Genomic DNA, 26,303 nt, shown 5'->3' with positions numbered 1-26,303 from the left:
CCGATAGGCTTGACAGACATGGGACCTCATCGTCGCGAGGGCGTCGCGTTCACGGTCGTGGTGACCGTCGCGGTCGGCCTCGGGGCGGTCGCCGTCCTGCTGCTGCTCGCGCTCAGCGGAGCGCCCTCGATCACCCTGCTCGCGACCGTCCTGGCCGCGCTCCCGGTCGGGCCGGCGCTCGCGGCGTACCTGTGGCTCGACCGCTACGAGCCGGAGCCCCGGAGCCTCCTCCTGCTCGGCCTGCTGTGGGGCGCCTGCGTGGCGACCGCGGCGGCGCTGGTGGTGCAGGGTCTCGGCGGCTTCCTGGTCGGCTTCACCTCGACGGTCTCGCTGGCGGTGGTGGCGCCGGTCACCGAGGAGGCGTTCAAGGGGCTGTTCCTCCTGCTCCTGCTGTGGTGGCGCCGTGCTGAGGTCGACGGCATCCTGGACGGCATCGTCTATGCCGGGATGGTCGGCATCGGCTTTGCCTTCTTCGAGAACATCCTCTACCTGGCCGCCGCCTACGACGGCGCCGACGGGATGGCGCCCGGTGGGATCGCCGGGATCACCTCCACGTTCGTGGTGCGCTGCCTGTTCAGCCCGTTCGCCCACCCGCTCTTCACCACGTTCATCGGGATCGGGGTCGGCATCGCGGTGACCTCCCGCTCGACCGGCGTGCGGGTGGCCGCGCCGCTGGTCGGCTATCTGTGCGCCGTGGTCAGCCACGGCATCTGGAACGCCTCGACCGTGTTCGGCTTCGGCTCCTTCGTGGTCGTCTACCTGGTGCTGATGGCCCCCGCGTTCGCAGGGATGATCACGCTCGCGATCTGGGCCCGCAACCGCGAGCGCGAGATGCTCACCGCGGCGCTGCAGGACGCAGCCGCCCGCGGGCTGCTCCCCGCCACCGACATCGGCTGGCTGGTCGACCTCGGCGCGCGGCGACTCGCCCGCGAGCACGCCCGCGCCTACGGCGGTGAGGCCGCCGGGCGCGCCGTACGCGACTATCAGCAGGCGGCGGTCGAACTCGGCTACCTTCACCACAGGTTGCTCCGGGGCACCGCCCCGACCGACTGGCAGGCTCGGGGGCAGGAGTTCCTGGCACGCATCCAGGCGAGCCGGCCCCGGTTCGCCTTTCCTGGACAGGTGGTACCGCAACGATGACCGGAACCGAGGCAACCGAGCTCGACGCGCTCGGGGACGCCGCCGGCGGCAAGCTGCTGACCGAGGTGGTCCGTCTGCACGGCGCGCTCCAGGCCGCGCCGCTGCCGCTGGATCTGCCGGGCGCGGAGCCGCTGCGGACCGCCCGGAGTCAGACCATCGAGCAGCTCGAGGACTACGTCATCCCGCGCCTGATGACGCTGGACGCGCCGCTGCTCGCCGTGGTCGGCGGATCGACCGGTGCCGGCAAGTCCACCCTGGTCAACACGCTGGTCGGCCACCGGGTCACCTCGCCCGGCGTGCTGCGCCCCACCACCCGCTCGCCGGTGCTGGTGCACCACCCCGAGGAGGGGCACTGGTTCGGCCCCGACCGTCTGCTGCCCGACCTCAAGCGGGTCGCCGAGCCGACCGTCGACCAGGACTCGATCCAGCTGGTGGCCACGGACGCGGTGCCGCGGGGCGTCGCGATCCTGGACGCGCCCGACGTCGACTCCGTCGACGAGCGGAACCGCGAGCTCGCCTCGCAGCTGCTCGCGGCCGCCGACCTCTGGCTCTTCGTCACCTCCGCCGCCCGCTACTCCGACCAGGTCCCGTGGGAGCACCTCAAGCTCGCCGCCGAGCGCTCGACTGCCGTCGCGCTGGTCCTCGACCGCACGGCGCCCGACGCGGTGCCGACCGTCTCGGCGCACCTGGCCCGGATGATGTCCTCGCGCGGACTGAAGGACTCCCCGCTCTTCGGGGTCGCGGAGGGGCCGGTGACCGAGGACGGGTTGCTTCCGGCCGACCACGTGGCCGAGATCCGCGGGTGGCTCGAGCAGCTGGCCTCGGACGTCACCGCGCGTCGGACGGTGGTGAACCAGACGGTGTTCGGCGCCGTCCGCACGGTCACCCGCAAGGCCTTCCCGATCGCCGACGCCGCCAGCGCCCAGGTCGAGGCCGTCGGTGACCTGCTGGCGGTGGCCGACCGGATGTACGACGAGGCCCAGACGCGCCTGCTGACCGCCGCGACCGACGGTACGGCGATGCGCGGCGACCTGCTCGCACGCTGGCAGGAGTTCGTGGGCAGCGGCGAGCTCGTCCGCTCCCTGGAGGCCAAGGTGGGCTTCGTGCGCGAGCGCCTGCTCAACGCGATCAAGGGCAAGCCGCAGCAGGCCGAGCGGGTCTCGGTGGCGGTGGAGCTGGCCGTGGAGAACCTGGTCGTCGACCACGCGGAGCAGGCGGCCCACGACGCCGCCCGTGCGTGGGAGGGGACCGACCACGGGTCCGCGATGATGCAGGTCGTTGCCGACGACCTCACCCGTGCCGGCCGGGGCCTGCGACCGCGCGCGGCCAAGGAGGCACGCGACTGGCTCGCCGAGCTCCACGGTGTCGTCAAGGACGGCAGCGGCGAGGTGCGCACCACCGCCCGCTTCCTGGCGCTGGGAGTGCGCGGACTCGGGGTCGCCCTGGCCGTCGTCGCGCTCAGCGAGGATGCTCCGGAGTCCGGACCGGCCTCCACCGCCGCCACCGTCGAGCTGGGTCGGCGGTTGCTGACCACCGTGCTCGGTGAGGCCAGGGCGGAGGCGATGATGCAGGAGGCGAGCGCGTCGCTGCGACGCCGGCTCGAGCAGCTGATGGCCGGGGAGCGCGCCCGCTACTTCGCGCCGGCCCAGGAGTGGGAGCTCAAGCCCGAGGCACCGGACCAGCTCCGTCAGGCCGCGCGCCGGGTCGACGACCTGCGGTTCGCGCTCAGCAAGCAGAAGGGAACGGGGGAGCACCTGTGACGTCCGGGAGTGAGCAGCAGGTCGGGTCGACGCCGCCGGCGGCACCGACGCCGGCCGAGGAGGCCGCGCAGATCCGGGAGCTGGCCACCCGCGGCACCGAGCTCGGCGAGCGGATCGCCGGACTCGAGGCCGCGGTCGACGCCGCCCGTGGCCGCCTCGACGAGCAGGTGCTCGCGGAGGCGATGGCCACGGTCGAGCGGACCACCGGCCGGCTGCGTCTCTCCGCCCGCCACACGGTGATCGGGATCGCCGGCGCCACCGGGTCGGGCAAGTCCTCGACGTACAACGCCCTGGTCGGGCTGGAGCTCTCCTCGATCGGCGTCCGGCGCCCCACCACCTCCTGGGCCACCGCCGTGGTCTGGGGAAGCGAGGGTGCTGCCGAGCTGCTCGAGTGGCTCGGCATCCCGCCGCGCCACCAGACGATGCGCGACTCGCTCCTCGACGCGCGCCGGGACGAGGGCTCGCTCGACGGAGTCGTGCTGATGGACCTGCCCGACCACGACTCCACCGAGGTCGCCCACCACCTCGAGGTCGACCGCCTGGTCGAGCTCGCCGACCTGCTGGTCTGGGTGGTCGATCCGCAGAAGTACGCCGACGCCGCGCTGCACGACCGCTACCTGAAGCCGCTGGCCGGCCACCAGGACGTGATGGTGATCGCGGTCAACCACATCGACACCATTCCCGCCGACGAGCGCGACGCGCTGGTGGGCGATGTCCGCCAGCTGCTGGTCGAGGACGGTCTGGACCGGGTCACCGTGATGCCGATCAGCGCGAAGGAGGGTCTCGGCATGGACGCGCTGCGCGCCGAGATCAACGCGCGGGTCGACAGCAAGCGGGCGACCGCCGCGAAGGTCGAGGCCGACGTGGCCGCCGCCGCCGACAAGCTGGCCGCGCTCGGTGGCGACGCCCCGATGCGCGAGGTGGAGGGCGCGGTCGTCGACGACCTGCGCCGCCGGGTCGAGGAGGCAGCCGGGGTGCCGGTGGTCGTCGACGCCGTCGAGCGCAGCGTCGGCGCCCGGGTACGCCGCGCCACGACCTGGCCGCCGCTGATGCTGCTGGGCAACGGGAAGGGTGAGCTCGCCGACGAGCTCGCCGAAGCGGGTGTCGAGCTCGACGCCGACTCGGTCCCACGGATCGGGGCCGTCGACCACGGCGCGGTCCGCACCGCCGCACGTGACCTCGCCGACGAGGTGGCCGGGGCCACCGCCCTGGAGTGGCGCTCGGCCGTGACCGACGCGGCGGTGACCGGCGGCGAACGGGCGGCCGAGACGCTGGACGCCACGCTGCCCGGGGTCGACCTCCGGGCCGCACGACTTCCCGCCTGGGCCGGATTCGTGCGGGTCGTCCAGTGGCTCGCCCTGCTCGGTGCCGTCGGTGGAGCGGGCTGGTGGATCGCCGGTGCCGTGGGCGCGACGGAGGACCCCGACTGGTTCGGTGTCCCCGCGGGGGCGGTCGTGCTCGTCGGGTGCCTGGTGCTCGGGCTGCTGCTGATGGCCGTCGGTCGTGCCGGCGCCGGCCGGGAGGCACGGGCCCGCGGACAGCGCGCCGGAGAGCGACTCCGCTCGGCGGTCGCCGACGAGCTGGACGGCTCGGTGGTGCAGCCGGTGGTCGCCGCATCGGCGGACTACCGCAGGTTCCGCAGCGGCCTGGTGGCCGCGCGTCGTACCGCCTGACCCGGGTCGGGCCGCCCACCGTCCACAGCCGGCGCCGTGGGGAGAGGTCTCCACAGCCACCGACGCAGTCGGCGCGCCGGCCGCGCTACCGGTGTGGACTCCTCGTGCCGCTCCGACCGGAGCGGGACGTGAGGAGGAACGATGAGCAACGAGACGATGGTGACGCTGCAGGGCTGGATCGGCAGCACGCCGGTGGGACGCGACGTCGGGGAGGCCTCGGTGACCAGTTTCCGGCTGGCCTGCACCCCACGCCGCTTCCACCGCGGGCGGCAGGAGTGGGTCGACGGCGAGACCCAGTGGTACACGGTGAACGCCTGGCGTGCGCTGGCCGGGCACAGCCTGCGGTCGCTGAACAAGGGCGACCCGGTGCTGGTGCACGGGCGGCTCACCCACCGCACCTACGTGAACAAGTCCGAGGTGGAGGTGGTCTCCCTCGAGGTCGAGGCCACCACGATCGGCCACGACCTCACCCGGGGCTGCAGCCAGTTCCTCAAGAGCCCGCCGCGCGAGACCGGCGATACCCGGCCCGACGTCGCGGAGCGGGCCGCCTGAGACGGCCGCGCCCCCGGCGGGACGGCACCCGTCGGGGAGCGGCGGGCCCGGCCGACCCCCGACGGGCTTTCCGCCACGATCCTGCGTAGCCTTTCCGCCATGGCGGAATACATCCTCTCCCTGCGCAACGTGCGCAAGGCACATGGCGACAAGGTCGTCCTCGACAACGTCACGTTGTCGTTCCTGCACGGCGCCAAGATCGGCGTCGTCGGCCCCAACGGCATGGGCAAGTCCTCGCTGCTCAAGCTGATGGCGGGTCTGGACCAGCCGAACAACGGCGACATCGTCCGGGACCCCGACGCCACCGTCGGCATGCTGCAGCAGGAGCCGCCACTCACCGAGGGCAAGACGGTCCTGGAGAACGTCGAGGAGGCCGTCGGCGACCTCAAGGCCAAGATGAAGCGCCTCGAGGACGCCTACATGGAGATGGGCGACCCCGACGCCGACCAGGATGCGCTGATGGCGGAGACCGGCGAGCTCCAGACCGAGCTCGACAACGCCGGCGCCTGGGACCTCGACAGCCGGCTGGAGCAGGCGATGGACGCGCTGCGCTGCCCGCCGTCGGACCTGCTCGTCGACAACCTGTCCGGTGGCGAGCGGCGCCGGGTGGCGCTGTGCAAGCTGCTCCTCCAGCAGCCCGACCTGCTGCTCCTCGACGAGCCCACCAACCACCTGGACGCCGAGTCCGTGCTGTGGCTGGAGGGCCACCTCAAGTCATACCCCGGCGCCGTCCTGGCGGTCACCCACGACCGCTACTTCCTGGACAACGTCGCCCAGTGGATCGCCGAGGTCGACCGCGGTCAGATCCACGGCTACGAGGGCAACTACTCCACCTACCTGGAGACCAAGAAGGAGCGCCTCAAGATCGAGGGGCAGAAGGACGCCAAGCGCGCCAAGATGCTGGAGAAGGAGCTGGAGTGGGTCCGCTCCAACGCCAAGGCCCGGCAGACCAAGTCGAAGTCGCGCCTCGCGCGCTACGAGGAGCTCGCCGCCGAGGCGGACAAGGCCCGCAAGGTGGACACCGCCGACATCAACATCCCACCCGGCCCGCGTCTGGGTGACGTCGTGCTGGAGGCGCACGACCTGGTCAAGGCCTTCGACGGCCGGACCCTGTGGAACGACATCTCGTTCACCCTCCCGCGCGCCGGCATCGTCGGCATCGTCGGCCCCAACGGCGTCGGCAAGACCACCCTGTTCCGGATGATCACCGGCTCCGAGGAGCCCGACTCCGGCACCCTGAACGTCGGCCAGACGGTGAAGATCTCCTACGTCGACCAGTCCCGCGGCGGCCTCGACCCCAACAAGAACGTCTGGGAGGTCGTCTCCGACGGGCTGGACTTCATCAAGGTCGCCAACTTCGAGATGAACTCGCGCGCCTACGTCGCCTCGTTCGGGTTCAAGGGCCCGGACCAGCAGAAGAAGGCCGGCGTGCTGTCTGGCGGAGAGCGCAACCGGCTCAACCTGGCGCTCACCCTCAAGCAGGGCGGCAACATGCTGCTGCTCGACGAGCCCACGAACGACCTGGACGTCGAGACCCTCTCCAGCCTGGAGGACGCGCTGCTCGACTTCCCCGGCTGCGCCGTGGTCACCTCGCACGACCGGTGGTTCCTCGACCGCATCGCCACCCACATCCTCGCCTGGGAGGGTGACGAGGAGGACGGCGGCAAGTGGTTCTGGTTCGAGGGCAACTTCGCCTCCTACGAGGAGAACAAGATCGAGCGCCTCGGCGTCGAAGCCGCCCGCCCGCACCGGGTCACCCACCGCCGGCTCACCCGGGACTGAGTTGGATGGGCCGAGCGTGTCGGCGCTTCGCTTGACACGCTGCCGGCCGCGCAGTTGACGTTGGCAGGCCGCCAGGTTTCCTGGCGGCCTGCGGCGTCTGCGCGCGAGGAAGCTTCTCGGCTCGCTCCGGTCGCTCGTTCCTCGCTTCCTGCGTTCGCCTCGGCGCGTTCCTCGCGGTGGCAGACGGCCGGGGGTTGGGGCGCGAGCGATGTCGCTCGCTTGGCTCGCGCCACGCTGCCGCGCTCGCGGTTGACATTGGCAGGCCGCCGGGTTTCCTGGCGGCCTGCGGCGTCTGCGCGGCGAGAGTGCGTCTCTTCCCGTGCGGCTACCGCAGCTCGCGGTCGGGGTGGTCGCCGATCAGGCGGTCGGCGACGGCGTCCATCACGCGACGCAGGGCCGCGAAGTCCTCCGGGGAGGCCAGGTCGACCAGGTACTCCCGGACGCCGGCCACGTGGACCGGCGCGGCCTCGCGCAGCCGCTGCCATCCCTGGTCGGTCAGGCGGGCCACCACGCCGCGGCGGTCCACGGTGGACTCGCAGCGCTCGACCAGCCCGTCCCGCTCCATCCGGGCCACGGTGTGGGTGAGGCGACTCCGGCTGTGCGCCAGGGAGTCGGCGAGCTTCGCCATCCGCATCTGGCCGTCGGACTCCGAGAGCCGGACCAGTACCTCGTACTCCACCAGGCCCATGCCGAAGTGGCGGCGCAGGTCGTCGTCGAGCCGGTCGCCGAGCAGGGTGTTGGCCAGGAGGAAGGCGCGCCAGGCGCGCTGCTGCTCCGCGTCGAGCCACGGCGGCTCCGCGGACCCGGCCGGTGCGTCACCCACGTCGGTCGTCACCGCGTCAGTCTAGGGAAGCCGGTTCACGGCGCATCAGCACCCGGCGATGACCGGCCAGGACGGAGTCGGTGTCGGCGACGTAGCGGAAGCCGGCCGCCTCGAAGTTCGCCCGCAGCCCGGGGTAGGCCATGGTCAGGTCGACCCTGGCGCCCCCGTTGTCGAGCGGGTAGGCCTCGACCGCCGGGGCGCCCTGGACACGGGCGAAGTCGACCGCGCCGGCGATCAGATGGTGGGAGATGCCCTTCTTGCGGTGACCGGGACGGACCCGGATGCACCACAGGGACCACACGGGGAGGTCGTCGACCTGCGGGATCGTCCGGCTGCGGGCGAAGGACGTCGCCGCGCGCGGTGCCACCGCTGCCCAGCCGACGGGCTCCTCCGCGTCGTAGGCGAGGACGCCGAGTGGGCCCTGCTCGAGCAGTTGTGCGACGTACTCACCCCGCTCGGGCCCGCGCAGGCTGTTGTTGAGCTTGGTGTCGATGCGATAGCTCAGGCACCAGCAGACGTTGGCGTCCGGACGCCGGGGACCGACCAGGGCGCGGACGTCGTCGAAGACGTCGGCGGGCCGCACCTCGATGCTCATGGGAACTCAAGGTACGGCCCGCCGCCGACACGTTCGGCCGGGATCAGCCGGACCGGGCCGGCCGGTCCCGGATCAGCTCAGGCGCTCCAGGATCAGGGCCATGCCCTGACCGCCACCCACGCACATGGTGATCAGGCCGGTGGTCTTGTCGTGCCACTCCAGGCTGTTCAGCATGGTGTTCTGCAGCCGGGCGCCGGTCATGCCGAACGGGTGACCGACGGCGATCGCGCCGCCGTTCACGTTGAGCTTCTCCATCGGGATGCCGAGGTCCTCGGCCGAGGGCAGCACCTGCGCGGCGAAGGCCTCGTTGATCTCGGCGAGGTCGATGTCGTCGATGGTCATCCCGGCGTAGCGCAGCGCGTTGCGGGTGGCCTCGACCGGCCCCAGACCCATGATCTCGGGGGAGAGGCCCGAGACGCCGGTGGAGACGATCCGGGCCAGCGGGGTCAGGCCCAGCTCGGCGGCCTTCGTGTCGGACATGATCACCACGGCCGCGGCGCCGTCGTTGAGCGGGCAGCAGTTCGCGGCGGTGACCACGCCGTCGGGCCGGAAGACCGGCTTCAGGTCCTTGACGGCGTCGTAGGTGACCCCGGCGCGCGGGCCGTCGTCGGCGGAGACGACGGTGCCGTCGGCGGTGGTGACCGGGGTGATCTCGCGGGCCCAGAAGCCGTCCGCGATCGCCTTCTCGGCCAGGTTCTGCGAGCGGACGCCGAACCGGTCGAGATCCTCACGCTTCAGGCCGCGCATCCGCGCCACGTTCTCCGCGGTCTGGCCCATCGCGATGTAGATGTCGGGGAGCAGGCCGTCCTCACGCGGGTCGTGCCAGTCCTGGCCGCCCTTCGCATACTCCTCGGTGCGCCCCTGGGCGTCGGCGAAGAGCGGGTTCCTGGTGTTCGGGATGTGGTCGGAGGTGCCGAACTGGAACCGCGAGACGGTCTCCACGCCGGCGGCGATGAACGCGTCGCCCTCGCCCGCCTTGATCGCGTGGAACGCCATCCGGGTCGACTGCACCGAGGAGGCGCAGTAGCGGGTGACGGTGGTGCCGGGGATCTCGTGGCCCATCAGCGTGGTGACCACGCGGGCCATGTTGTTGCCCATCTCTCCGCCGGGGAGGCCGCAACCGAGGATGAAGTCGTTGATGTCCGCAGGGTCCAGGCCGGGGACCTTCTCCAGCGCGGCGTTCGCGATGAACGCGGCGAGGTCGTCGGGGCGGAAGTCCTTGAGCGAGCCCTTGTTGGCGCGCCCGATCGGGGTGCGGGCGGCGGAAACGATGACTGCTTCGGGCATGCGGGCTACTCCGTTGCTGCTCGGGATGTGTCGATCCGGACCGTGCTGGTCGACACCTGGGTCGGCGCCCAGTGTCGCACTTGTGGAACGTGTTGCGGTGTGAGGTCTCGCTCACGGTTCGCGCCGACCGCGGGGCGCCCGCGTCTGACACCATGCTGACGTGCGCCATCGCTACGCCTGCCCACTCCGCTGGGGCGACATGGACCTCCTCGGACACGTCAACAACGTCCGCTACGTCGACTACCTGCAGGAGGCGCGCGGCTCCCTGCTCCAGGAGCTGCAGGCCGACCGCCGGGTCGGCCCCGGCGAGGACCTGGTCGAGGGCATCGTCGTGGTCCGGCACGAGGTCACCTACCTGCGACCGCTGCACTACGGGCGGGCGCCGGTGATGATCGAGGTCTGGGTGACCGGGATCCGCTCGGCGAGCTTCACGCTCGGCTACGAGGTCTACCAGGAGGACGCCGACGGCAACCGGACCATCTACCTGCGCGCGAGCACGGTGCTCGCGCCGTACCGGTTCGACACCGAGCGGCCGCGCCGCCTCGCCGACGAGGAGCGCGCCGGGCTGGAGAGGTTCCTGGAGGCGCCGGCGGCGGTGTCCCCGCGCCCCGTGCGGGTGAAGGTGCGACCCTCCCCGGAGCGGCACAGCCCGATGCACGTCCGGTTCTCCGACGTCGACGCCTACCGCCACGTCAACAACGTCGTCTACTTCGAGTACTTCCAGGAGGCGCGGATCCGGCTGATCTCCGATCTCGCGGCGTCGCTGGACGGTGCTCCGCCGATGCGCGTGGTGGTCGCCCAGACGGACGTCGACTACCACGAGGCGTTGACGCTGCGGCCCGAGCCGTACGACTGCTGGACCCGGATCGCCGCGGTGGGATCGACCTCGCTGACCCTGGAGTCGACCATCACCGCTCCCGGGGAGCCCGGCCGGGTGATGGCCCGCGCCCGGGTGGTGCTGGTCTTCTTCGACCCCGAGACCGAACGCTCCGCCGTGCCGCCCGACTCCTACCGCGCCGAGCTGATGGCGCAGGTCAGCGACGACTGAGCGAGCGCGCTCAGGCTCGGGTGAAGTCCGGCTCGCGGCCCTCGGCGAACGCGGCGAGCGCCTCCAGGTTGGCCGGACCGCCCATCAGCTCGGCGAAGGCGGCGTTCTCCCGCTCCCGGGCTGCGGCCACGGCCTCGCGGTGCGGCGCGGTGAGGGCCTGCTTCACCGCGATCAGTGAGACCACCGGGCGGGCGGCGAGCACCTCGGCGTGCCGGCGGGCCTCGGCGACCAGCTCGTCGTCCGGACAGACCCGCCAGACCAGTCCCATCGCGTGTGCCTCCTCCGCCGAGATCCACTCCGAGGACAGCAGCGCCCAGGCGGCGTTCTGGCGCCCCGCCAGCTGCGGGAAGAGGTACGACGACGCGGCCTCCGGCGCCACGCCCAGCGAGGTGAACGGGCACTTCAGCCGCGCCGACTCGGCCATGAAGGCGAGGTCGGCGTAGCCCAGGACGGTGGCTCCGATGCCCAGGCCGATCCCGTTCACGGCGATCACCAGCGGCTTCGGGAAGTCGACCAGCGCGTCGACCAACCCGACGAACCCGTGCTCGCCCCGCTGGAAGTCCGGGTCGGTCGCGAGCCGGTGCATCTCCAGCAGGTCCGTCCCGGCGGAGAAGGCGCGGCCGTTGCCGGTGAGCAGGACGACGGCGACAGCGTCGTCGGCCGCGGCCGCCAGCAGTGCCTCGGCGGTGGCGTCGTAGAGCGCCTCGTTGAAGGCGTTGAGGGCCTCCGGGCGGTCCAGGGTGAGGGTGCGGACCCGGTTGCTGTCGCTGACGGTGAGGACCATGGCGGCAGCCTAGCCAGCATCTAGAACGTGTTCTAGGCGCTGGGGCGAGGTGAGTGTGTGCCGGTCACCCCGGGGTGTTGATCATGAAGTTCGCGGCGTGCGTGACGTACGCCCAGAACTGTGCGTCCTGCTCGGGGTGAGGTCGGCCGCGTCGAGGCCGGCGCGGAAGTGGGTGAGCCAGCGGTCCCGGGCGTCGCTGTCGACGGCGAACGGTGCGTGACGCATCCGCAGCCGCGGGTGTCCGCGCTGCTCGGAGTAGGTGGTCGGGCCACCCCAGTACTGCACCAGGAAGAGCAGGAACCGCTCCTCGGCCGGCCCGAGGTCGGCCTCGGGGTACATCGGTCGGAGCACCTCGTCGCCGGCCACCCCCTGGTAGAACCGCGCCACGATGGTGCGGAAGGTCTCGAACCCACCGATCTCCTCGTAGAAGGTCGTCGGCTGCTCCTGCTCGGTCACCACGCCATCATCCCTCGCGGTCCTCGGAGCCCGCGCCCGAGGTCTGTGCGGCCGCCTCGTCCACCTCGTCCTGGTCGGCCTGGGCCTGCCTCTCGTCGCGGTGCCAGACCACGCGCTGGGCGAAGGGGATCTCGATGCCCTCGTAGTCGAAACGGGCCTTGATCCGCTGGCGCAGCGAGCGGGCGACGGCCCACTGCTGCAGCGGGGCGGTCTTCACCAGGACCCGGAGCGTCACGGCGTCGGCGGCGAGGTTCTCCACCCCGGTGACCTCCGGCTCCTCGATCACGATGCCGTTGAAGTCCTCGTCGGCCCAGACCTCGTGGGCGATCTCGCGCAGCACCTGCTGCACCCGGGCGAGGTCCTCGCCGTACCCGACGCCGACGTCGACGACGGCACGCGCCCAGTTCTGGGACTGGTTGCCCACGCGCATGATCTCGCCGTTGGGCACGTACCAGACGGTGCCGTCGAGCGCGCGCAGTCGCGTCATCCGGAGGGTGACCGCCTCGACCGTGCCGATCGCCTCCCCGAGGTCGACCACGTCGCCCACGCCGTACTGGTCCTCGATGAAGATGAACGTGCCGGAGACGAAGTCCTTGACCAGCGACTGTGCACCGAAGGAGAGCGCGAGGCCGATGATGCCGGCGCTGGCGATGATCGGTGCGATGTTCACGCCGATCTCGCTGAGGATCATGGTGGCGATGATGACGACGATCAGTCCGGTGATGATCGACTTGAAGACACCGGCCATGGTCGCCGCACGCTGCTTGCGCCGGGTGGCGTTGGCGACGTCGATCCGGTCGGGGAGCACCCCGCGCTCGGCGCGCTTGGCGAGCCGGTCGACCACCCGGTGCAGCGCCCAGCGCAGCACGAAGCCGAGCAGCAGCAGGCCGAGGATCGCGAGCGGCCTGCCGATCATCGCCCCGGACCACTTCGCCAGCTGCTCGTTGTCGGTCGCGCGCAGCATCAGGCTGCAGATCCAGTCGCCGTCCTCGCAGACGGAGGCGAGCGGGACGATGTCCAGGGTCTGCGGCACCAACGACATCTCGCCAGTGAAGCAGACGGGGGTCGCAGACTCACAAGTCGGGCGAGGTGGGGGCTCGGGGTCCGGTGCCGATAAGGTGGGCCCCGTGATCAGCACTGCCGTACGCCGCTGCGCGACCACCGCGCTCTCGTTCGCGACCCTGGTCGGGGTCAGCCTGCTGCTGGCCGGGCCGGCCTCTGCCGACACCCCGATGCCGAAGCCGGGTGGCTGGGAGGAGAAGCCCCCGGTGGACACCGTCGAGTGGCTGCTGCTCTTCGTCGGCATCCCGCTGCTGATGATGCTGGTGATCACCGCCCTGATCGTCGGTCCCGCGCTCGCGCGCGGCGAGACCCTCAACCCCGCCAAGCGGGAGCCGGACACGCAGTGGATCGGTGGGCCGCGCAAGTCCGCGGGGGAGCTGGCCGGCCCCGACGGTGAGGGCTCGAAGGCCGGCGGCGCCGGCGGCTCCTGGTAGTCGGGCGCGGAAGCGATCGGGGGACCACACCATGACGTTCCTGACTCCGACGGAGCAGACCGAGCTGGACATCGCGATCCGGGCCGCCGAGCAGGCGTGCCGTGCCGAGATCTCGATCTACATCGGCGACGTGGAGGGCGAGCCGCGGGACTTCGCGACCAGCCTGCACAACACGCTGGTGCTGCCCACGCGCAGCATCCTGGTCATGGTCGACCCGAAGCGACGGATCGTGGAGATCGTCACCGGCGGTCACGTCCGCCAGACGCTGACCGACGAGGAGTCCGCGGACGCGGTGGAGAAGATGACCGCGGAGTTCGCGGCCGGAGACCTCGCCGGCGGACTCACCCGGGGCGTGCGGCTCCTCGGAGAGCACGCCCTCGACTGAGCCCGCCGGAGCGGGGTCGGGGGCCGGGGCCGCGGGTCGGTCCCGCGATCGACCCCGACCGGGTACGACGTCAGGCGGCGTCGCGGAGCATCATCACGTTGGTCTTGCCACCGTGCACGAGCTCGCCGACGGGCTGGAAGCCCTGGTCGGCGTGGAAGGCCAGCGAGGTCTCGTTGCTGGAGTAGACCTCCAGGCCGACCGGCACGTCGAGCGGGAGCTCGTCGTACAGCTGGGTGCCCACGCCCTTGCGGCGGTGGTCGGGCGAGACGATGACGCGGTCGAGGTAGACGAACTCGTCGTACCTGTCCTGGAACCAGCGGAAGCGGCTGGAGTCGTAGGTGGCGCTCTGCGGGAGCGTCACCACGAAGCCCGCCACGTCTCCGGCGTCCTCGACGACGAGGGCCTGGTCCGACATCTTCAGCAGGAGGGCGAGCGCCTCGTGGTCGAGTGAGCCGACCGCGTGCAGCGCGCCCTGGTTGAGTTCGATCAGTTGGTCGTGGTCGTGCTGAGTGATTTCACGGATCATCGCTAGCGATATTACGTCAGCCCGCCCGGAGCCGGCCAACCGCATCTCGGCGATCGGGCACCCGGGCGGGCCGACGTCATCGTGCTCGCGACGTGCTCCGGGCGTCAGCCCTGGGCATCGCGGGCCTGGGCGGCCAGAGCCCGGACGAGGTCGGCGTGTCCCTCCCGGATGAACCGCTGCGCGCCGGTGTTGGTGCCCTCGGACTCGTTCTCCAGCCAGGCGGCGACCCGGTCCGCGACGGCCGGGGTGGCCAGGATCCGGGGGAAGATGTGCTCGGTCGCGAGCGCCGCCCGGTGGGCACCGATCCGCTCCCAGGTGAGCGGAGCGTCGGTCAGGTAGCGCTCGACGTACGGCTCGAGCACCGCCTCCTGGCCGCCCCGCATGAAGGAGAGCACGATCTCGCGGGCGGTCTCGTTGGCGGTGCCGGAGTCGATCATCGCCGCCTGCCAGGCGGCCTCCTTGGCCGCCGGGTCGGGCAGCGCCGCGCGTGCGGCGGCCGCCTTCTCCTTCGCGGTGTTGGTGTTGTCGCCGGCCAGCTCCGCCTCGATGCGCGACTCGTCGGCGCGACCCAGGCGCGCCAGGTTGTTGAGCAGGGCCCAGCGCAGGTCCTGGTCGACCACCAGGCCGTCGAAGGTCAGCGAGCCGTCCAGCAACCCCTCCAGGTCGGCCACGGCGGACTCGGACCGGGCGGCTGCCGCGTAGGCGCGCACGAAGGTCAGCTGGTGGTCGCTGGCCGGCGCCGCGTCGGCCAGCAGCGTCCGCAGCCCCTCCTCCCAGCGCGCCGTGACCGCCGGACGGTTCTCCGGGGCGGTGTACATCGCGGCCGCCTGGGCGGCGAACCCGGGGAAGGCGGTGACGCCCCAGGAGTCGGTCTCCGCGCCGACGTTGCCGAGCACCAGCTCGACGAAGGCGGTCGCGGTCATCTCCGCGTCGCGGGTCATGTCCCAGGCCGCGCTCCACACCAACGCGCGGGCGAGCGAGTCGTCGAGGGCGGAGAGGTGGTCGACCGCGGTGGCCAGCGAGCGCTCGTCGAGCCGCACCTTGGCGAACGTCAGGTCCCCGTCGTTGAGCAGCAACAGGTCGGGTTGCGCCTCGCCGACGAGCTGCGGCACCTCGGTCAGGTCGCCGTCGATGTCGATCTCGACCCGGTCCTCCCGGACCAGGCGGCCCTCCCGCAGGCGATAGCTGCCGATGCCGATCCGGTGCCGGCGCAGCGTCGGGTGGTCCTGGTGTGCGGACTGCCGCACCGCGAAGGAGGTGTAGCGGCCCTCGGCGTCGAGCTCGAAGACCGGGCGGATGGTGTTGACGCCGGCGGTCTGCAGCCACTCCGTGGCCCAGCCGGAGAGCTCCCGGCCCGAGGCCTTCTCCAGCGCCGCCAGGAGGTCGGTGAACTCGGTGTTGCTGTAGGCGTGGTCCTTGAAGTACTGCCCGAGCCCGGCCAGGAACGGCTCGATCCCGACCCAGGCGACCAGCTGCTTGAGAACCGCCGCGCCCTTGGCGTAGGTGATCATGTCGAAGTTCACCTCGACCGCGTGCAGGTCGACCATGTCGGCGGCGATCGGGTGGGTGCTCGGCAGCTGGTCGGCACGGTAGCCGCGCTGCTTGCGCATGTTGGCGAAGCCGGTCCACGCGTCGGTGTAGTCGGTGGCCTCGGCCTCGGCGTGGTAGCAGGCCCACTCGGCGAAGGACTCGTTGAGCCAGAGGTCGTCCCACCACTTCATGGTGACCAGGTCGCCGAACCACATGTGCGCCATCTCGTGCAGGATCACCGAGGCGCGGAACTCGTAGAACGAGCGGGGCTGGCGGGAGCGGGGGAGGTACTCGTCGCGCAGGGTGACGCAGCCGGCGTTCTCCATCGCTCCGGCGTTGTACTCGGGGACGTAGAGCTGGTCGTACTTCTCGAACGGGTAGGGGCCGCCGAAGGCGTCCTCGAAGAAGGCGAAGCCCTGCTGGGTGAGGGTGACGATCTCCTCGCGGTCGCGCTCGAGCTCGGCGGCCAGCGACTGCCGGGCGTAGTGGCCGAGCGGGATCACGCCGTACTTGCCCCGGTACTCGTCGCGCAGCTCGACGTACTCACCCGCCACGATCGCGGTGATGTACGTCGACATCGGCTTGGTGGGCCCGAAGAGCCAGCGGGCCGCGGCGTCGGAGCCGGGGACCGGCGTCGGGTCGGGGGTCGGTGCGTTCGAGACGACCGTCCAGTGCGCGGGAGCGGTGACGTCGAAGGTGAAGGTGCCCTTGAGGTCGGGCTGCTCGAAGCAGGCGTAGACCCGGCGGGCGTCGGGGACCTCGAACTGCGAGTAGAGGTAGATCCGGCCGTCGGCGGGGTCGACGAAGTGGTGCAGCCCCTCGCCGGTGTGGGAGTAGGTGCAGTCGGCGCGGACCACGACGGTGTTCTCCGCGGCCAGGCCGGTGAGCCGGATCCGGCTGTCGGCGTAGGCCTCGGCCGGGTCCACGGACGTCCCGTTCACGGTGATCTCGTGGATCTCGGCGTCGACCAGGTCGAGCCACGTCTCCGCGCCGGGCTCGGCGCAGGTGAACTCGATGGTGCTGGTCGAGCCGAACGTGGTGACGCCGTCCTCGGTGGCCTGGCTGAGGTCGAGCTCGACGGTGTAGGTGGACACGTCGATGAGCGCGGAGCGGGCGGTGGCCTCGTCGCGCGTGAGGTTCATTCCGGGCATGTCGGCCATCCTCGCACCGGCGGGAAGGGCGCGGGGCAGCGGGCGGCGCCGTTCCCGAGGGGCGCGAACTACACACATGTAATTCAGAGATGTCAAGCACAACACGCGTGGGGTGGGTGAGTTTTTTGTGGTTTTTGTTGCCAATGGCACGTCCTGTGTCAGAAGGTGATCCCCATGCGCCCCGGAGGAAAGACCGTGCGCTGGTGGTCGAAGTTGGCCGTCGGTGCCCTGATGGCCAGCGCCCTGGTCGCCCTCGGCGCCCCAGAGGCGCCGGTGACCACGACGCCCGTCGCCGGCTCGACGTACCTGTGCTCGGGCTACTCCGGCTGTCGCAGTGCCGGCTACTCCGACGGTGGCTACGGAGCCAACAACGGGCGGATGTACTGGCGGATGTACTCCGGTCACAACTGCACCAACTACGCCGCCTACCGGATGATCCAGGCCGGGATGTCCAGCGAGCGCCCGTGGAGCGGCAGCGGGATGGCCTACAACTGGGGCCACGCGAACTCCCGGATCACCGACCGCACCCCGGCCGTCGGCGCCATCGCCTGGTGGGACCGCTACCACAACGGGATCGGCTCCAGCGGCCACGTCGCCTACGTGGAGAAGGTGGTCTCCTCGACCGAGATCGTGATCTCGGAGGACTCCTGGGGCGGCACCTTCGACTGGCGCCGGATCACCAAGGACAGCGGTCGGTGGCCCAGCGGCTTCATCCACTTCAAGGACGCCGGGCCGACCCCGTTGAGCAACACCGCCGCGCCCACCGTCTCCGGAACGCCGCTGGTGGACAGCAGGCTGACCGCGGCGCCCGGGACCTGGAGCCCGACACCGCGTCGCTTCAGCTACCAGTGGTCGGCCGGCGGTACGGCGATCGCCGGCGCCACCCGGAAGACCTTCGTCCCCGGCGCGGACCAGGTCGGCAAGGCGATCACGGTCACCGTGACCGCCCACAAGCCCAACCGCGACGCGGTGGCCGCCACCACCGCGGCCACGACCCGGGTGGGCCGGGCGCTGCTCGACAACTCGGCGCGACCCTCCATCGAAGGGGTCGCGATGCTGGACGAGACGCTCAGCGCGGTCGCCGGCAGCTGGGCTCCCTCGCCCGGCCGGTCGGAGTACTTCTGGCGGGCCGACGGTGCGCGGATCGACGGCGCCGGCGGTGCCACCCTGCGGCTGACCGACGACCTGGCGGGCAAGCAGATCAGCTTCGTCGAGATCGTCAACCGGGACGGCTACAAGCAGGCGAAGAAGTACTCCCGCGCCACCGATCCGGTGGTGGTCGACCAGGTCGAGGTGACCGAGCCCTTCACGGTCTCCGGCCGGACCGAGCCGGGGCAGGTCCTCACCGTGCACCCGGGCAGCTATGCCCCGGCCGACGCGCAGGTGCGCTACGCCTGGCTGCGCGACGGTGTGCCGATCCCCGGCGCCACCGCCACCACCTACGCCGTCACGGCGGCGGACCTCGGCGCGGTGCTCTCGGTGCGGGCCACGCTGTCCCGGCGCAACTACCTGGGCGTCGCGCAGGTCGCCTCCACCCCGCCGCCGTGCGGTCGGCCGCGCAGGTCCGGGTGACGCCGGTCGGCAAGTCCCGTGCCGTGGTGGTGCGGGTGCGGGCCACCGCACCGGGTGTGTCACCGGTGACCGGCACGGTCCTGGTGAAGGTCGGCCAGCGGTCGCAGCGGGTCAGCCTGGTCGACGGTCGGGCCCGGGTGCGCATCGCGCCGGTGGCGCCCGGCATGCGTCGGGTCCGGGTGAGCTACTCCGGCTCGGAGGTGGTGCGGTCGGCGTTCTCCCGGACGCCGGTCCGGGTGCTGCGCTGACAGGGTGTTGCGCTGACGGAGTGTTGCGCTGAGGGAGTGCTGCGCTGACGGGTCACCGGCCTGCAGCGGCCGGGAATCAACCGGGTCCGGCACGGGTTGCCCCGGTATGGCTGAGACCACCGGTACCGACACCTCCACCGCGACCCGCGACGGCTCCGCGACCGATCGCGCCGACTTCTGGTTCGACCCGCTGTGTCCGTTCGCCTGGATCACCTCCCGGTGGATCCTCGAGGTCACGAAGGTGCGCGACATCGAGGTCGACTGGCACGTGATGAGCCTGGCCTACCTCAACCAGGACCGGGACATCCCGCAGGACTACCGCGACCTGCTCGCTCCGGCATGGGGCCCGGTCCGGGTGCTGATCGCGGCTCAGCAGCGCTACGGCGACCAGGTCCTGCTGCCGCTCTACAACGCGTTCGGCGAGCGGATCCACCACCAGGGGCGGGCGCTGCACGAGGAGGGTGACGGCGCCCGGTCGCTGATCGCCGAGGTGCTGGCCGAGGTCGACCTCGACCCCACCCTGGTCGACGCGATGGACGACACCTCGCTCGACAAGGCGGTGGCCGCCTCCCACCACGAGGGGATGGACCAGGTCGGGGACGACGTCGGCACGCCGACCATCGCCGTGAACGGCTCGGCCTTCTTCGGGCCGGTGCTGAGCAAGATCCCGCGCGGCGAGGACGCCGGCAGGCTCTGGGACGGCGCCGTCGCGATGGCCTCCTTCCCCTACTTCTACGAGCTGAAGCGGACGCGCACCGGCGACCTCGACTTCAGCTGACTCCCGGGCGAGCGCGGGGCCCGCCCGAGGACGCCTCGGCGAGGTCCCCTGGCCGTGACGGAAGTGACGGGTGAGACACACCCGGCGGCCCCGGGAACCGACCGGGACGGGTCCGATGACGCATCATGGATGCCCATGAGCGACTCGGATCCGTGCTTCCCCGACTCCACCGACCGAACGCCCGGCGGCACCGGCGCGCTCGCACGCGGTCTCGGCCGTCGTGAGCTCGCCGGGCTGGCCGCCGCGGCGGCAGCAGCGCCGGTGATCGCGATGGTCCCCACCTCCGCGCCGGCCTCACCGGGTGTCGCGGCGCAGCGGCTGCGTCTGCAGCGCGACGCCGGCTCGCCGGTCTCCGCGCTCGACGTGCCCCTGGACGACCGCGCGGCCGAGGCCCGGACGGTGGCCGGCGGCGCGCTGCGGACACCGGTGATGCAGACGACCTCCTCGTTCGCCATGCTCGGAGTCACCTGGCGGTCCGGGTCGGGCACGATCCGGGCCCGGGCCCGCCGCGTGGACGGCGGCTGGACCGGGTGGCGCCGGCTCCCGGCGATGCACGACGGCCCGGACCCCGGCTCGGCGGAGGGACGGCGCACGCCGAACGCGACCCACCCGGTGTGGTTCGGGGCCTGCGACGCCGTGCAGATCGAGATCACCGGCACCGCGCGCAAGCCGGTGCTCGCGCTGATCGACCCCGGTGAGCGCAGCGCCGACCGCAACCCGGTCGCCCGCCGTGCGGTGGTGGCGGGACGAGCCGTGGAGTCCGCGGACTCGGGGGAGTCCGACCAGGCGGCCCAGGGCAAGGTCGCCGCCCCAAGGTCTACCTCCGCCGGGCCTGGGGGCCCGACGACAAGCTCCTCAACGGCAAGCCCGACCGCATCGCCACGATCAAGCAGGTGCACGTGCACCACACCGTGAACTCCAACGCCTACTCCCGCGGCGACGTGCCCGGGATGATCCGCGGGATGTACCGCTACCACACCAACAACCTGGGCTGGGCCGACATCGGCTACAACTTCCTGGTCGACCGGTTCGGTCGCATCTGGGTGGGCCGCAAGCACAGCACGTGGACCGGCAAGTCGATGATCCAGGGCGCGCACACCCTCGGCTTCAACCACGCCTCGGTCGGGGTCTCGGTGATCGGCAACTTCGAGTCCGGCCGGCCGAACAAGAAGATCCTCAACGCGGTGGCGCGGCTCGCGGCGTGGAAGCTCGACGCCTTCGGCCGGCACCCGCTGGAGAAGATCTCCATCCGGTCCACGGGCAGCGACCGGTACCGGGCCGGGAAGAAGGTGAAGCTGCCGGTCATCGACGGGCACCGGGACACCAACGACACCGCCTGCCCGGGCAGCTACCTCTACCAGAAGCTGCCGGTGATCCGGCGCCGTACGGCGCGGCGCATCAACCGGGCCGCCTGACGCCGCGCAGCCGGACCTGCTCACCGAAGCCGGTTCGGTTCGGTCGAGAGGACGGACGACCCTAGGATTCCCCCATGAGTCACGTCCTCTCGGCCGTCGCCTGGCCGTATGCGAACGGCCCCCGCCACATCGGTCACGTCGCCGGTTTCGGCGTTCCCTCCGACGTGTTCAGTCGCTACATGCGGATGGCCGGCCACGACGTGCTGATGGTCTCCGGCTCGGACGAGCACGGCACCCCGATCCTGATCGCGGCCGACGAGGCGGGTGTCACCCCGCAGGAGCTCGCCGACCGGAACCACCGGCTGATCGCCGAGGACCTGGTCAGCCTGGGCCTCACCTACGACCTCTACACCCGCACCACCACCCGCAACCACCACGCGGTGGTGCAGGAGCTGTTCCTCGGCGTGTACGAGAACGGGTACTTCGTGGAGAAGACCACCTTCGGCGCGATCAGCCCGTCGACCGGCCGCACCCTGCCGGACCGCTACATCGAGGGCACCTGCCCGATCTGCGGCGCCGAGGGCGCGCGCGGCGACCAGTGCGACAACTGCGGCAACCAGCTCGACCCGCAGGACCTGAAGGACCCGGTCAGCCGGATCAACGGCGAGACCCCGCAGTTCGTGGAGACCCAGCACTTCTTCCTGGACCTGCCCGCGCTCGCCGACGCGCTGGGGGAGTGGCTGGACGGCCGGGAGGCCACCGGCCTCTGGCGGCCGAACGTGATCCGCTTCTCCAAGAACATCCTCGACGAGATCCGGCCCGCGCGATGACCCGCGACATCGACTGGGGCATCGCGGTGCCGCTGGAGGGCTGGCGCGACAACCCGACCAAGAAGCTCTACGTCTGGTTCGACGCCGTCATCGGCTATCTCTCCGCCTCCATCGAGTGGGCGCGCCGCACCGGTGACCCCGAGCGCTGGCGCGAGTGGTGGAACCCGACCGACGGGGGCGCCGCGGACGAGCGGCTGTCCTACTACTTCATGGGCAAGGACAACATCACCTTCCACTCCCAGATCTGGCCGGCCGAGCTGCTCGCCTACTCGGGGAAGGGCAGCAAGGGTGGCACCGCGCGCAGCTACGGCGAGCTCAACCTGCCCACGGAGGTGGTGAGCTCGGAGTTCCTGACCATGGAGGGCCGGAAGTTCTCCTCCTCGAAGAAGGTCGTCATCTACGTGCGCGACCTGGTCTCCCGCTACCAGCCCGATGCGTTCCGCTACTTCGTCGCCGCCGCCGGACCCGAGACCCAGGACAGCGACTTCACCTGGTCGGAGTTCGTCCGCCGGACCAACGACGAGCTGGTCGCCGGCTGGGGCAACCTGGTCAACCGCACGGCGAGCCTGATCGCGAAGAACTTCGGCGAGATCCCGGCGGCCGGGCCGCTGACCGCCGAGGACGAGGCCCTGCTGGCCGGCACCGAGGCGGCGTTCGGCGTGGTCGGCGACCTGATCGCGCGGCACCGGCAGAAGGCCGCCATCGGGGAGGCGATGCGCGCCGTCGGCGAGGTCAACAAGTACGTCTCCGACCACGAGCCGTGGAAGCTCAAGGCCGAGGAGGAGCGCGAGCGGCTGGGCACGATCCTGCACGTGGCCGCCCAGTGCGTCACCGACCTCAACCTGGTGCTGGCGCCGTTCCTGCCGTTCTCGGCCAACGCCGTCGACCGCGCGCTCGGCGGCGCGGGCGAGGTGGCGCCGATGCCCCGGCTGGAGGAGGTCGAGGACCTGGACGGCGGGGCGCCGTACCCGATCATCACCGGCGACTACACGACCGCACCCGCCTGGCGTCGGCACCCGATCGAGGCCGGGCGCCCGGTGGGCAGGCCGAGTCCGGTCTTCGTGAAGCTCGACCCGAGCCTCGTCGACGACGAGCTCGCCCGCCTCGGCGGCTGAGGCTCACCCGGCCGGCGGCACCATCACCTTGATCTGCTGCCCGTTCGGGTCGGCGATCGTGGTGAGCAGGCCGTACGGCGTGTCGTCGGGCCCCTCCACGATCGCGCCGCCGAGTGCGACCACCTGCGTGACACAGGCCTCCATGTCGGCGACCTTCACGTAGACCGTCCACGACGGGACGAAGTCGGGGCCCCAGGTCGCGGCGTCCATCAGCCCCGCGGTGGCCGACTCCTCGGGCCCGTTGACCGCGTAGCGGAACTCGTCGGTGTCGCCGGTCAGGGTGGTCCGCCAGCCGAAGACGGACTCCAGGAACGCCCGGCTCGCCGCGAAGTCGGTGGTGTACGCCTCGTGCCAGATCGGGTCGCCGACGGTGTCGATCGCCTCGGTGCCCGCGAACGGGCCCGCCTGCCAGGCGCAGTGGCCCATGCCGGAGGGGTCGGCCACGACCACCGAGCTGCCCAGGCCGGGCAGGTCCATCGGCGCGACGGCCACGCTGCCTCCGTGGGCGACCGCCGACTCGGCGACCTTCCGGACGTCGTCGGTGGCGAGGTAGACCGCCCAGCCGGGCGCGCCGGTCAGCTCCGGGATCGACGGCATCAGACCCCCGATCGGGCGTTCGCCGGCCATCCACTGCGAGTAGCCGGCGAACTCCTCGACAGGGTCGGTGGCGGTCCAACCGAACAGCGCGCCGTAGAAGGCGACCGCCCGGTCCCGGTCGGGGGTGACGAGCTCGATCCAGCAGGGGGTTCCGTCGGGCTGGGACATGGTTGCTCCTCGGAGGGGTCGGAGGTGGCGGAGTGCTCGGTGCGGACGTTGGGACCGCCCTGGGGCACCGGACTCATCGCCGGCGCCGGTCGCGCCACGTCCACCTCACGGCGGTGTTCGCGGTCACCATCCACTAATCTCCCTCGGCGGGAGGGAACATGGAAGAGCAGACGACAAGTCGAAGAGTCGGGTCGCACCGCGCCACCCGGGAGCCCGGGCGCGCCCGGTGGGGCGTGATCGCGGTCGCGCTGGTGCTGGTCGCCGCCGTCGCCGGCTACCTCGCGCTGCGCGGCGAGGACAGCGCGGTCGCCGGTGACGAGACCGTCCCCGGCTGCACCGGCAACCTGACCATCGCGCTCGCCCCCGAGCTCGAGGAGCCCGTCGGGCAGATCCTCGACGAGGCAGGGTGCGGCAACGTGATGCTCTTCTCCGCCGAGCCGCAGCAGGTGATCAACCGGATCCAGACCGGGAAGCAGCTCCCCGAGCTGTGGATCCCGGACTCGTCGGTGTGGACCACCCAGGTCGACAAGGCCGCGACCATCGCCGAGAAGTCGGTCGCGACCAGCCCCGCCGTGATCGTCTCCGGCGACGGCAGGCCACCGGCGACCTGGGCGGACGCGGCGACCGCCGACGACTTCCTCCTCGGCAACCCGCTCAGCTCCGCGTCCTCCGCGGCGGCGCTGTACGCCGGAGCCGCCACGTCGGAGGACGCCATCGTCAACCTCGCCCAGCGATCGGCAGGCGACCTCGCCGCCGCTCCGGACCCGGCCGCCCGGCTCGGGCGCATCGAGAAGCGTGGCGGGACCACGGTCGTCACCGAGCAGCAGTGGCTCAGCGACGCCCCCGACCTGCAGGCGGCCGCGCCGTCCGGTGGCACCGCGATGATGGAGTATCCGTTGGTGATCACCGCCCCGAGGAGGAGCGTGCCGACGCGACCGAGGCGGCGGCCGGCATCGGGCAGCTGTTGACGGAGGAGAGTGGTCAGGCGGTGCTCGCCGCCGCCCACTTCCGCGGTCCCGACGGGGCGCCGGGAGAGCAGGGGGTCGGCAAGGTCCAGCCGATCCAGGTCGGCGCCAAGGACGCGGCGGAGCTGCTCCAGCGGTGGGTCACCCTGGCGCTGCCGATGCGCAGCCTCGCCGTCGTGGACGTCTCCGGGTCGATGGACTTCCCGGCCGGCCAGACCACCCGGATGGGACTGACCACCCAGGCGGCGACCGCAGGCCTCTCCCTGTTCCAGGACAACGCCGCGATCGGCCTCTGGGCCTTCTCGCAGGCCGACGACGGGCTGCTCGGCGCCGACTACCGCCAGCTCCAGCCGACCCGGCGGCTGGACGAGGACGCCGGCGGTGCCACGCAGCGCGAGTTGCTCGCCGCGGAGTTCGACACGATGGACGAGCTGGTCGGTGGCGGCACCTCGCTCTACGACACCACCCTCGCCGCCTACGAGTCGGCCGTCGAGAGCTATGACCCGACCGCGGTGAACAGCGTGCTGCTGCTCACCGACGGCGCCAACGACGACCCCGACTCGCTGACCCAGCAGGAGCTGATCGCCGGGCTGCGCAAGGCGGTCGACCCGGAGCGACCGGTCCGGATCATCACGCTGGGCATCACCAACGACGCGGACGCGGACGCGCTCGAGGCGATCTCCGAGGCGACCGGCGGACAGTCCTACCTGGCGCGGTCGCCGAACGACATCGGCAAGGTGTTCGCCGACGCGATCGCCGCCCGCATCTGATGGCGCTCTACCCGGAGGCGAGGCGTGCGGTCGCCGAGTCCGCGGGCCAGCCTGCCGTCCACGACCCGGGCTACGACATCGGGGCCGCCCGGGCGCAGGCGCGTGCGGCCGCCGCCGCGGCTCCGCGGGTGGAGGTCGCGCAGGTCCGTGACGTCGACGCCGGCGGCGTACCGGCCCGGCTCTATCTGCCGAGCGGGTACGACGGCGTCGTCGTGCACGCGCACGGTGGCGGGTTCGTGTTCAACGACGTCGAGGTCCACGACGCCGCCGCACGACGCCTCGCCGACCGGTCGGGGATGGCGGTGCTGAGCGTGGACTACCGGCGCCCGCCCGAGCACCGTTTCCCGGCGGCGCCGGACGACGTGACGGCGGCACTGGACTGGGCGGCCCAGGCGCCCGGGCTGGCCGGCCTCCCGCTGTTCGCGCACGGCGACAGCGCCGGCGGCAACCTCGCCCTGGTCGCCGCGCTGCGCCGACCGGGTGTGCTCGCGGGGCTGGCCCTGATCTACCCGTTCCTCGACCCCACCGCCTCCTTCGACTCCTACCGCACCGCCGCCGACGGCTTCGAGCCCGCGGAGGCGGCCTGGTACTGGGAGCAGTACGCCGCCGGCCCGGACGACCTGGTCGACCCGGACCTGGCGCCGCTGCTCTCGGACCGGCTGGGCACCCTTCCGCCGACCCTGGTGGTCACCGCCGAGCACGACCCGCTCCGTGACGAGGGCGAGCACCTGGCGTGGCGACTCGCGGAGGCCGGGGTGGAGGTGGTCGCGAGCCGCGCCCTCGGTCAGGTCCACGGGTTCTGGCGGCACGCCGAGGTCTTCCCGGCCGCCGAGCCGCTGACCCGCCAGGTCGCCGGCTGGCTGCGCCAGCACCGCTCCTAGCGACCACCCGGGGTCACCGGTCGGTCGGCCCCCGGC

25 protein-coding genes and 1 pseudogene are annotated in these 26,303 nt (G+C 71.9%); 17 read left to right on the top strand and 9 right to left on the bottom strand.

Features of this window, described 5'->3' with window-relative positions; genetic code table 11:
* Positions 1 to 18 precede the first annotated feature (18 nt).
* From FIV43_RS10750 to ettA, 5 genes are all read left to right on the top strand, one after another.
* Positions 19 to 1,140 carry a PrsW family intramembrane metalloprotease gene (locus tag FIV43_RS10750; protein ID WP_141014127.1) on the top strand — a complete coding sequence of 374 codons (1,122 nt, stop codon included), beginning with the start codon at positions 19 to 21 and terminating at the stop codon, positions 1,138 to 1,140.
* On the top strand, positions 1,137 to 2,900 hold the full coding sequence (locus FIV43_RS10745; protein ID WP_141014126.1) for a dynamin family protein: 1,764 nt from the start codon (positions 1,137 to 1,139) through the stop codon (positions 2,898 to 2,900). The genes FIV43_RS10750 and FIV43_RS10745 overlap by 4 nt, the downstream gene beginning before the upstream one ends.
* 80 nt (positions 2,901 to 2,980) lie before the next feature.
* Positions 2,981 to 4,573, top strand: a complete 1,593-nt coding sequence (locus FIV43_RS10740; RefSeq protein ID WP_407938894.1) for a GTPase — start codon at positions 2,981 to 2,983, stop codon at positions 4,571 to 4,573.
* Between the two features lie 141 nt (positions 4,574 to 4,714).
* Entirely contained in the window at positions 4,715 to 5,125 is a 411-nt protein-coding gene (locus tag FIV43_RS10735; protein ID WP_141014125.1) for a single-stranded DNA-binding protein, read from the top strand.
* A gap of 99 nt (positions 5,126 to 5,224) precedes the next feature.
* The gene (gene ettA, locus FIV43_RS10730; RefSeq protein WP_141014124.1) at positions 5,225 to 6,907 is read left to right on the top strand and encodes an energy-dependent translational throttle protein EttA; all 1,683 of its coding nucleotides are present in this window, start codon (positions 5,225 to 5,227) and stop codon (positions 6,905 to 6,907) included.
* Between the two features lie 325 nt (positions 6,908 to 7,232).
* Here ettA and FIV43_RS10725 read toward each other — a convergent pair whose 3' ends face one another.
* From FIV43_RS10725 to FIV43_RS10715, 3 genes are all read right to left on the bottom strand, one after another.
* Positions 7,233 to 7,742: a MarR family winged helix-turn-helix transcriptional regulator gene (locus tag FIV43_RS10725; RefSeq protein WP_231122981.1), complete on the bottom strand. Its 510-nt coding sequence runs from the start codon at positions 7,740 to 7,742 to the stop codon at positions 7,233 to 7,235.
* A gap of 4 nt (positions 7,743 to 7,746) precedes the next feature.
* On the bottom strand, positions 7,747 to 8,325 hold the full coding sequence (locus tag FIV43_RS10720; protein ID WP_141014123.1) for a GNAT family N-acetyltransferase: 579 nt from the start codon (positions 8,323 to 8,325) through the stop codon (positions 7,747 to 7,749).
* A 72-nt stretch (positions 8,326 to 8,397) separates the two neighbouring features.
* Positions 8,398 to 9,612, bottom strand: a complete 1,215-nt coding sequence (locus FIV43_RS10715; RefSeq protein ID WP_141014122.1) for an acetyl-CoA C-acetyltransferase — start codon at positions 9,610 to 9,612, stop codon at positions 8,398 to 8,400.
* A 160-nt stretch (positions 9,613 to 9,772) separates the two neighbouring features.
* On the opposite strand from FIV43_RS10715, the gene FIV43_RS10710 reads away from it, so the two are divergent.
* The gene (locus FIV43_RS10710; protein ID WP_141014121.1) at positions 9,773 to 10,660 is read left to right on the top strand and encodes an acyl-CoA thioesterase; all 888 of its coding nucleotides are present in this window, start codon (positions 9,773 to 9,775) and stop codon (positions 10,658 to 10,660) included.
* Between the two features lie 10 nt (positions 10,661 to 10,670).
* On the opposite strand, the gene FIV43_RS10705 is transcribed toward FIV43_RS10710, so the two are convergent.
* From FIV43_RS10705 to FIV43_RS10695, 3 genes are all read right to left on the bottom strand, one after another.
* Complete coding sequence (locus tag FIV43_RS10705) at positions 10,671 to 11,444, bottom strand: enoyl-CoA hydratase/isomerase family protein (RefSeq protein WP_141014120.1); 774 nt, start codon at positions 11,442 to 11,444, stop codon at positions 10,671 to 10,673.
* 81 nt (positions 11,445 to 11,525) lie between these two features.
* Positions 11,526 to 11,900 (bottom strand): globin domain-containing protein, encoded by a 375-nt coding sequence (locus FIV43_RS10700; RefSeq protein ID WP_181407447.1) that lies wholly within the window; start codon positions 11,898 to 11,900, stop codon positions 11,526 to 11,528.
* A gap of 7 nt (positions 11,901 to 11,907) precedes the next feature.
* Positions 11,908 to 12,942 (bottom strand): mechanosensitive ion channel family protein, encoded by a 1,035-nt coding sequence (locus FIV43_RS10695; RefSeq protein ID WP_231122973.1) that lies wholly within the window; start codon positions 12,940 to 12,942, stop codon positions 11,908 to 11,910.
* A gap of 85 nt (positions 12,943 to 13,027) precedes the next feature.
* Between FIV43_RS10695 and FIV43_RS10690 the strand changes: the two genes are divergently transcribed.
* Together FIV43_RS10690 and FIV43_RS10685 are read left to right on the top strand one after the other, a co-directional pair.
* Positions 13,028 to 13,396, top strand: a complete 369-nt coding sequence (locus FIV43_RS10690; RefSeq protein ID WP_141014119.1) for a hypothetical protein — start codon at positions 13,028 to 13,030, stop codon at positions 13,394 to 13,396.
* A gap of 31 nt (positions 13,397 to 13,427) precedes the next feature.
* Positions 13,428 to 13,781, top strand: a complete 354-nt coding sequence (locus FIV43_RS10685; protein ID WP_141014118.1) for a DUF5130 family protein — start codon at positions 13,428 to 13,430, stop codon at positions 13,779 to 13,781.
* Between the two features lie 70 nt (positions 13,782 to 13,851).
* Here the strand turns inward: FIV43_RS10685 and FIV43_RS10680 are convergent, their stop codons facing one another.
* Positions 13,852 to 14,307, bottom strand: coding sequence for a GNAT family N-acetyltransferase (locus FIV43_RS10680; RefSeq protein WP_181407446.1), 456 nt, complete (start codon positions 14,305 to 14,307; stop codon positions 13,852 to 13,854).
* Positions 14,308 to 14,411: 104 nt separating this feature from the next.
* Positions 14,412 to 16,988: an aminopeptidase N gene (gene pepN / locus FIV43_RS10675; RefSeq protein ID WP_141014116.1), complete on the bottom strand. Its 2,577-nt coding sequence runs from the start codon at positions 16,986 to 16,988 to the stop codon at positions 14,412 to 14,414.
* Positions 16,989 to 17,162: 174 nt separating this feature from the next.
* Between pepN and FIV43_RS10670 the strand changes: the two genes are divergently transcribed.
* The 6 genes and pseudogenes from FIV43_RS10670 to metG all read left to right on the top strand — a co-directional run bounded on the left by FIV43_RS10670 (position 17,163) and on the right by metG (position 22,886).
* Entirely contained in the window at positions 17,163 to 18,560 is a 1,398-nt protein-coding gene (locus FIV43_RS10670) for a CHAP domain-containing protein (protein WP_141014115.1), read from the top strand.
* On the top strand, positions 18,533 to 18,808 hold the full coding sequence (locus FIV43_RS10665) for a hypothetical protein (protein ID WP_141014114.1): 276 nt from the start codon (positions 18,533 to 18,535) through the stop codon (positions 18,806 to 18,808). Before FIV43_RS10670 ends, FIV43_RS10665 begins: the two co-directional genes overlap by 28 nt.
* A gap of 106 nt (positions 18,809 to 18,914) precedes the next feature.
* Entirely contained in the window at positions 18,915 to 19,586 is a 672-nt protein-coding gene (locus FIV43_RS10660; RefSeq protein ID WP_141014113.1) for a mycothiol-dependent nitroreductase Rv2466c family protein, read from the top strand.
* A 135-nt stretch (positions 19,587 to 19,721) separates the two neighbouring features.
* Positions 19,722 to 20,501 carry a hypothetical protein gene (locus FIV43_RS10655; protein WP_141014112.1) on the top strand — a complete coding sequence of 260 codons (780 nt, stop codon included), beginning with the start codon at positions 19,722 to 19,724 and terminating at the stop codon, positions 20,499 to 20,501.
* Positions 20,480 to 21,001, top strand: a complete 522-nt coding sequence (locus tag FIV43_RS10650) for an N-acetylmuramoyl-L-alanine amidase (RefSeq protein ID WP_181407445.1) — start codon at positions 20,480 to 20,482, stop codon at positions 20,999 to 21,001. Before FIV43_RS10655 ends, FIV43_RS10650 begins: the two co-directional genes overlap by 22 nt.
* Positions 21,002 to 21,075: 74 nt before the next feature.
* Positions 21,076 to 22,886 (top strand): annotated as a pseudogene (gene metG, locus FIV43_RS10645) (methionine--tRNA ligase).
* A gap of 3 nt (positions 22,887 to 22,889) precedes the next feature.
* Here the strand turns inward: metG and FIV43_RS10640 are convergent.
* A complete protein-coding gene (locus FIV43_RS10640; protein ID WP_141014110.1) occupies positions 22,890 to 23,651 on the bottom strand; it encodes a VOC family protein in 762 nt (253 codons plus the stop codon).
* Between the two features lie 158 nt (positions 23,652 to 23,809).
* On the opposite strand from FIV43_RS10640, the gene FIV43_RS10635 reads away from it, so the two are divergent.
* Genes FIV43_RS10635 through FIV43_RS10625 form a run of 3 tightly spaced genes read left to right on the top strand, consistent with a single transcriptional unit; the run spans position 23,810 to position 26,267 of the window.
* The gene (locus tag FIV43_RS10635; protein ID WP_141014109.1) at positions 23,810 to 24,619 is read left to right on the top strand and encodes a hypothetical protein; all 810 of its coding nucleotides are present in this window, start codon (positions 23,810 to 23,812) and stop codon (positions 24,617 to 24,619) included.
* Positions 24,616 to 25,386 (top strand): VWA domain-containing protein, encoded by a 771-nt coding sequence (locus FIV43_RS10630; protein WP_141014108.1) that lies wholly within the window; start codon positions 24,616 to 24,618, stop codon positions 25,384 to 25,386. Before FIV43_RS10635 ends, FIV43_RS10630 begins: the two co-directional genes overlap by 4 nt.
* Positions 25,386 to 26,267: an alpha/beta hydrolase gene (locus tag FIV43_RS10625; protein ID WP_141014107.1), complete on the top strand. Its 882-nt coding sequence runs from the start codon at positions 25,386 to 25,388 to the stop codon at positions 26,265 to 26,267. Before FIV43_RS10630 ends, FIV43_RS10625 begins: the two co-directional genes overlap by 1 nt.
* Positions 26,268 to 26,303: the final 36 nt, after the last annotated feature.

Source organism: Nocardioides sambongensis (assembly GCF_006494815.1).
Lineage (GTDB): Bacteria > Actinomycetota > Actinomycetes > Propionibacteriales > Nocardioidaceae > Nocardioides > Nocardioides sambongensis.
Note: the sequence above shows the minus strand (reverse complement) of the source record. Positions and strands in the feature narration are given on the sequence as shown.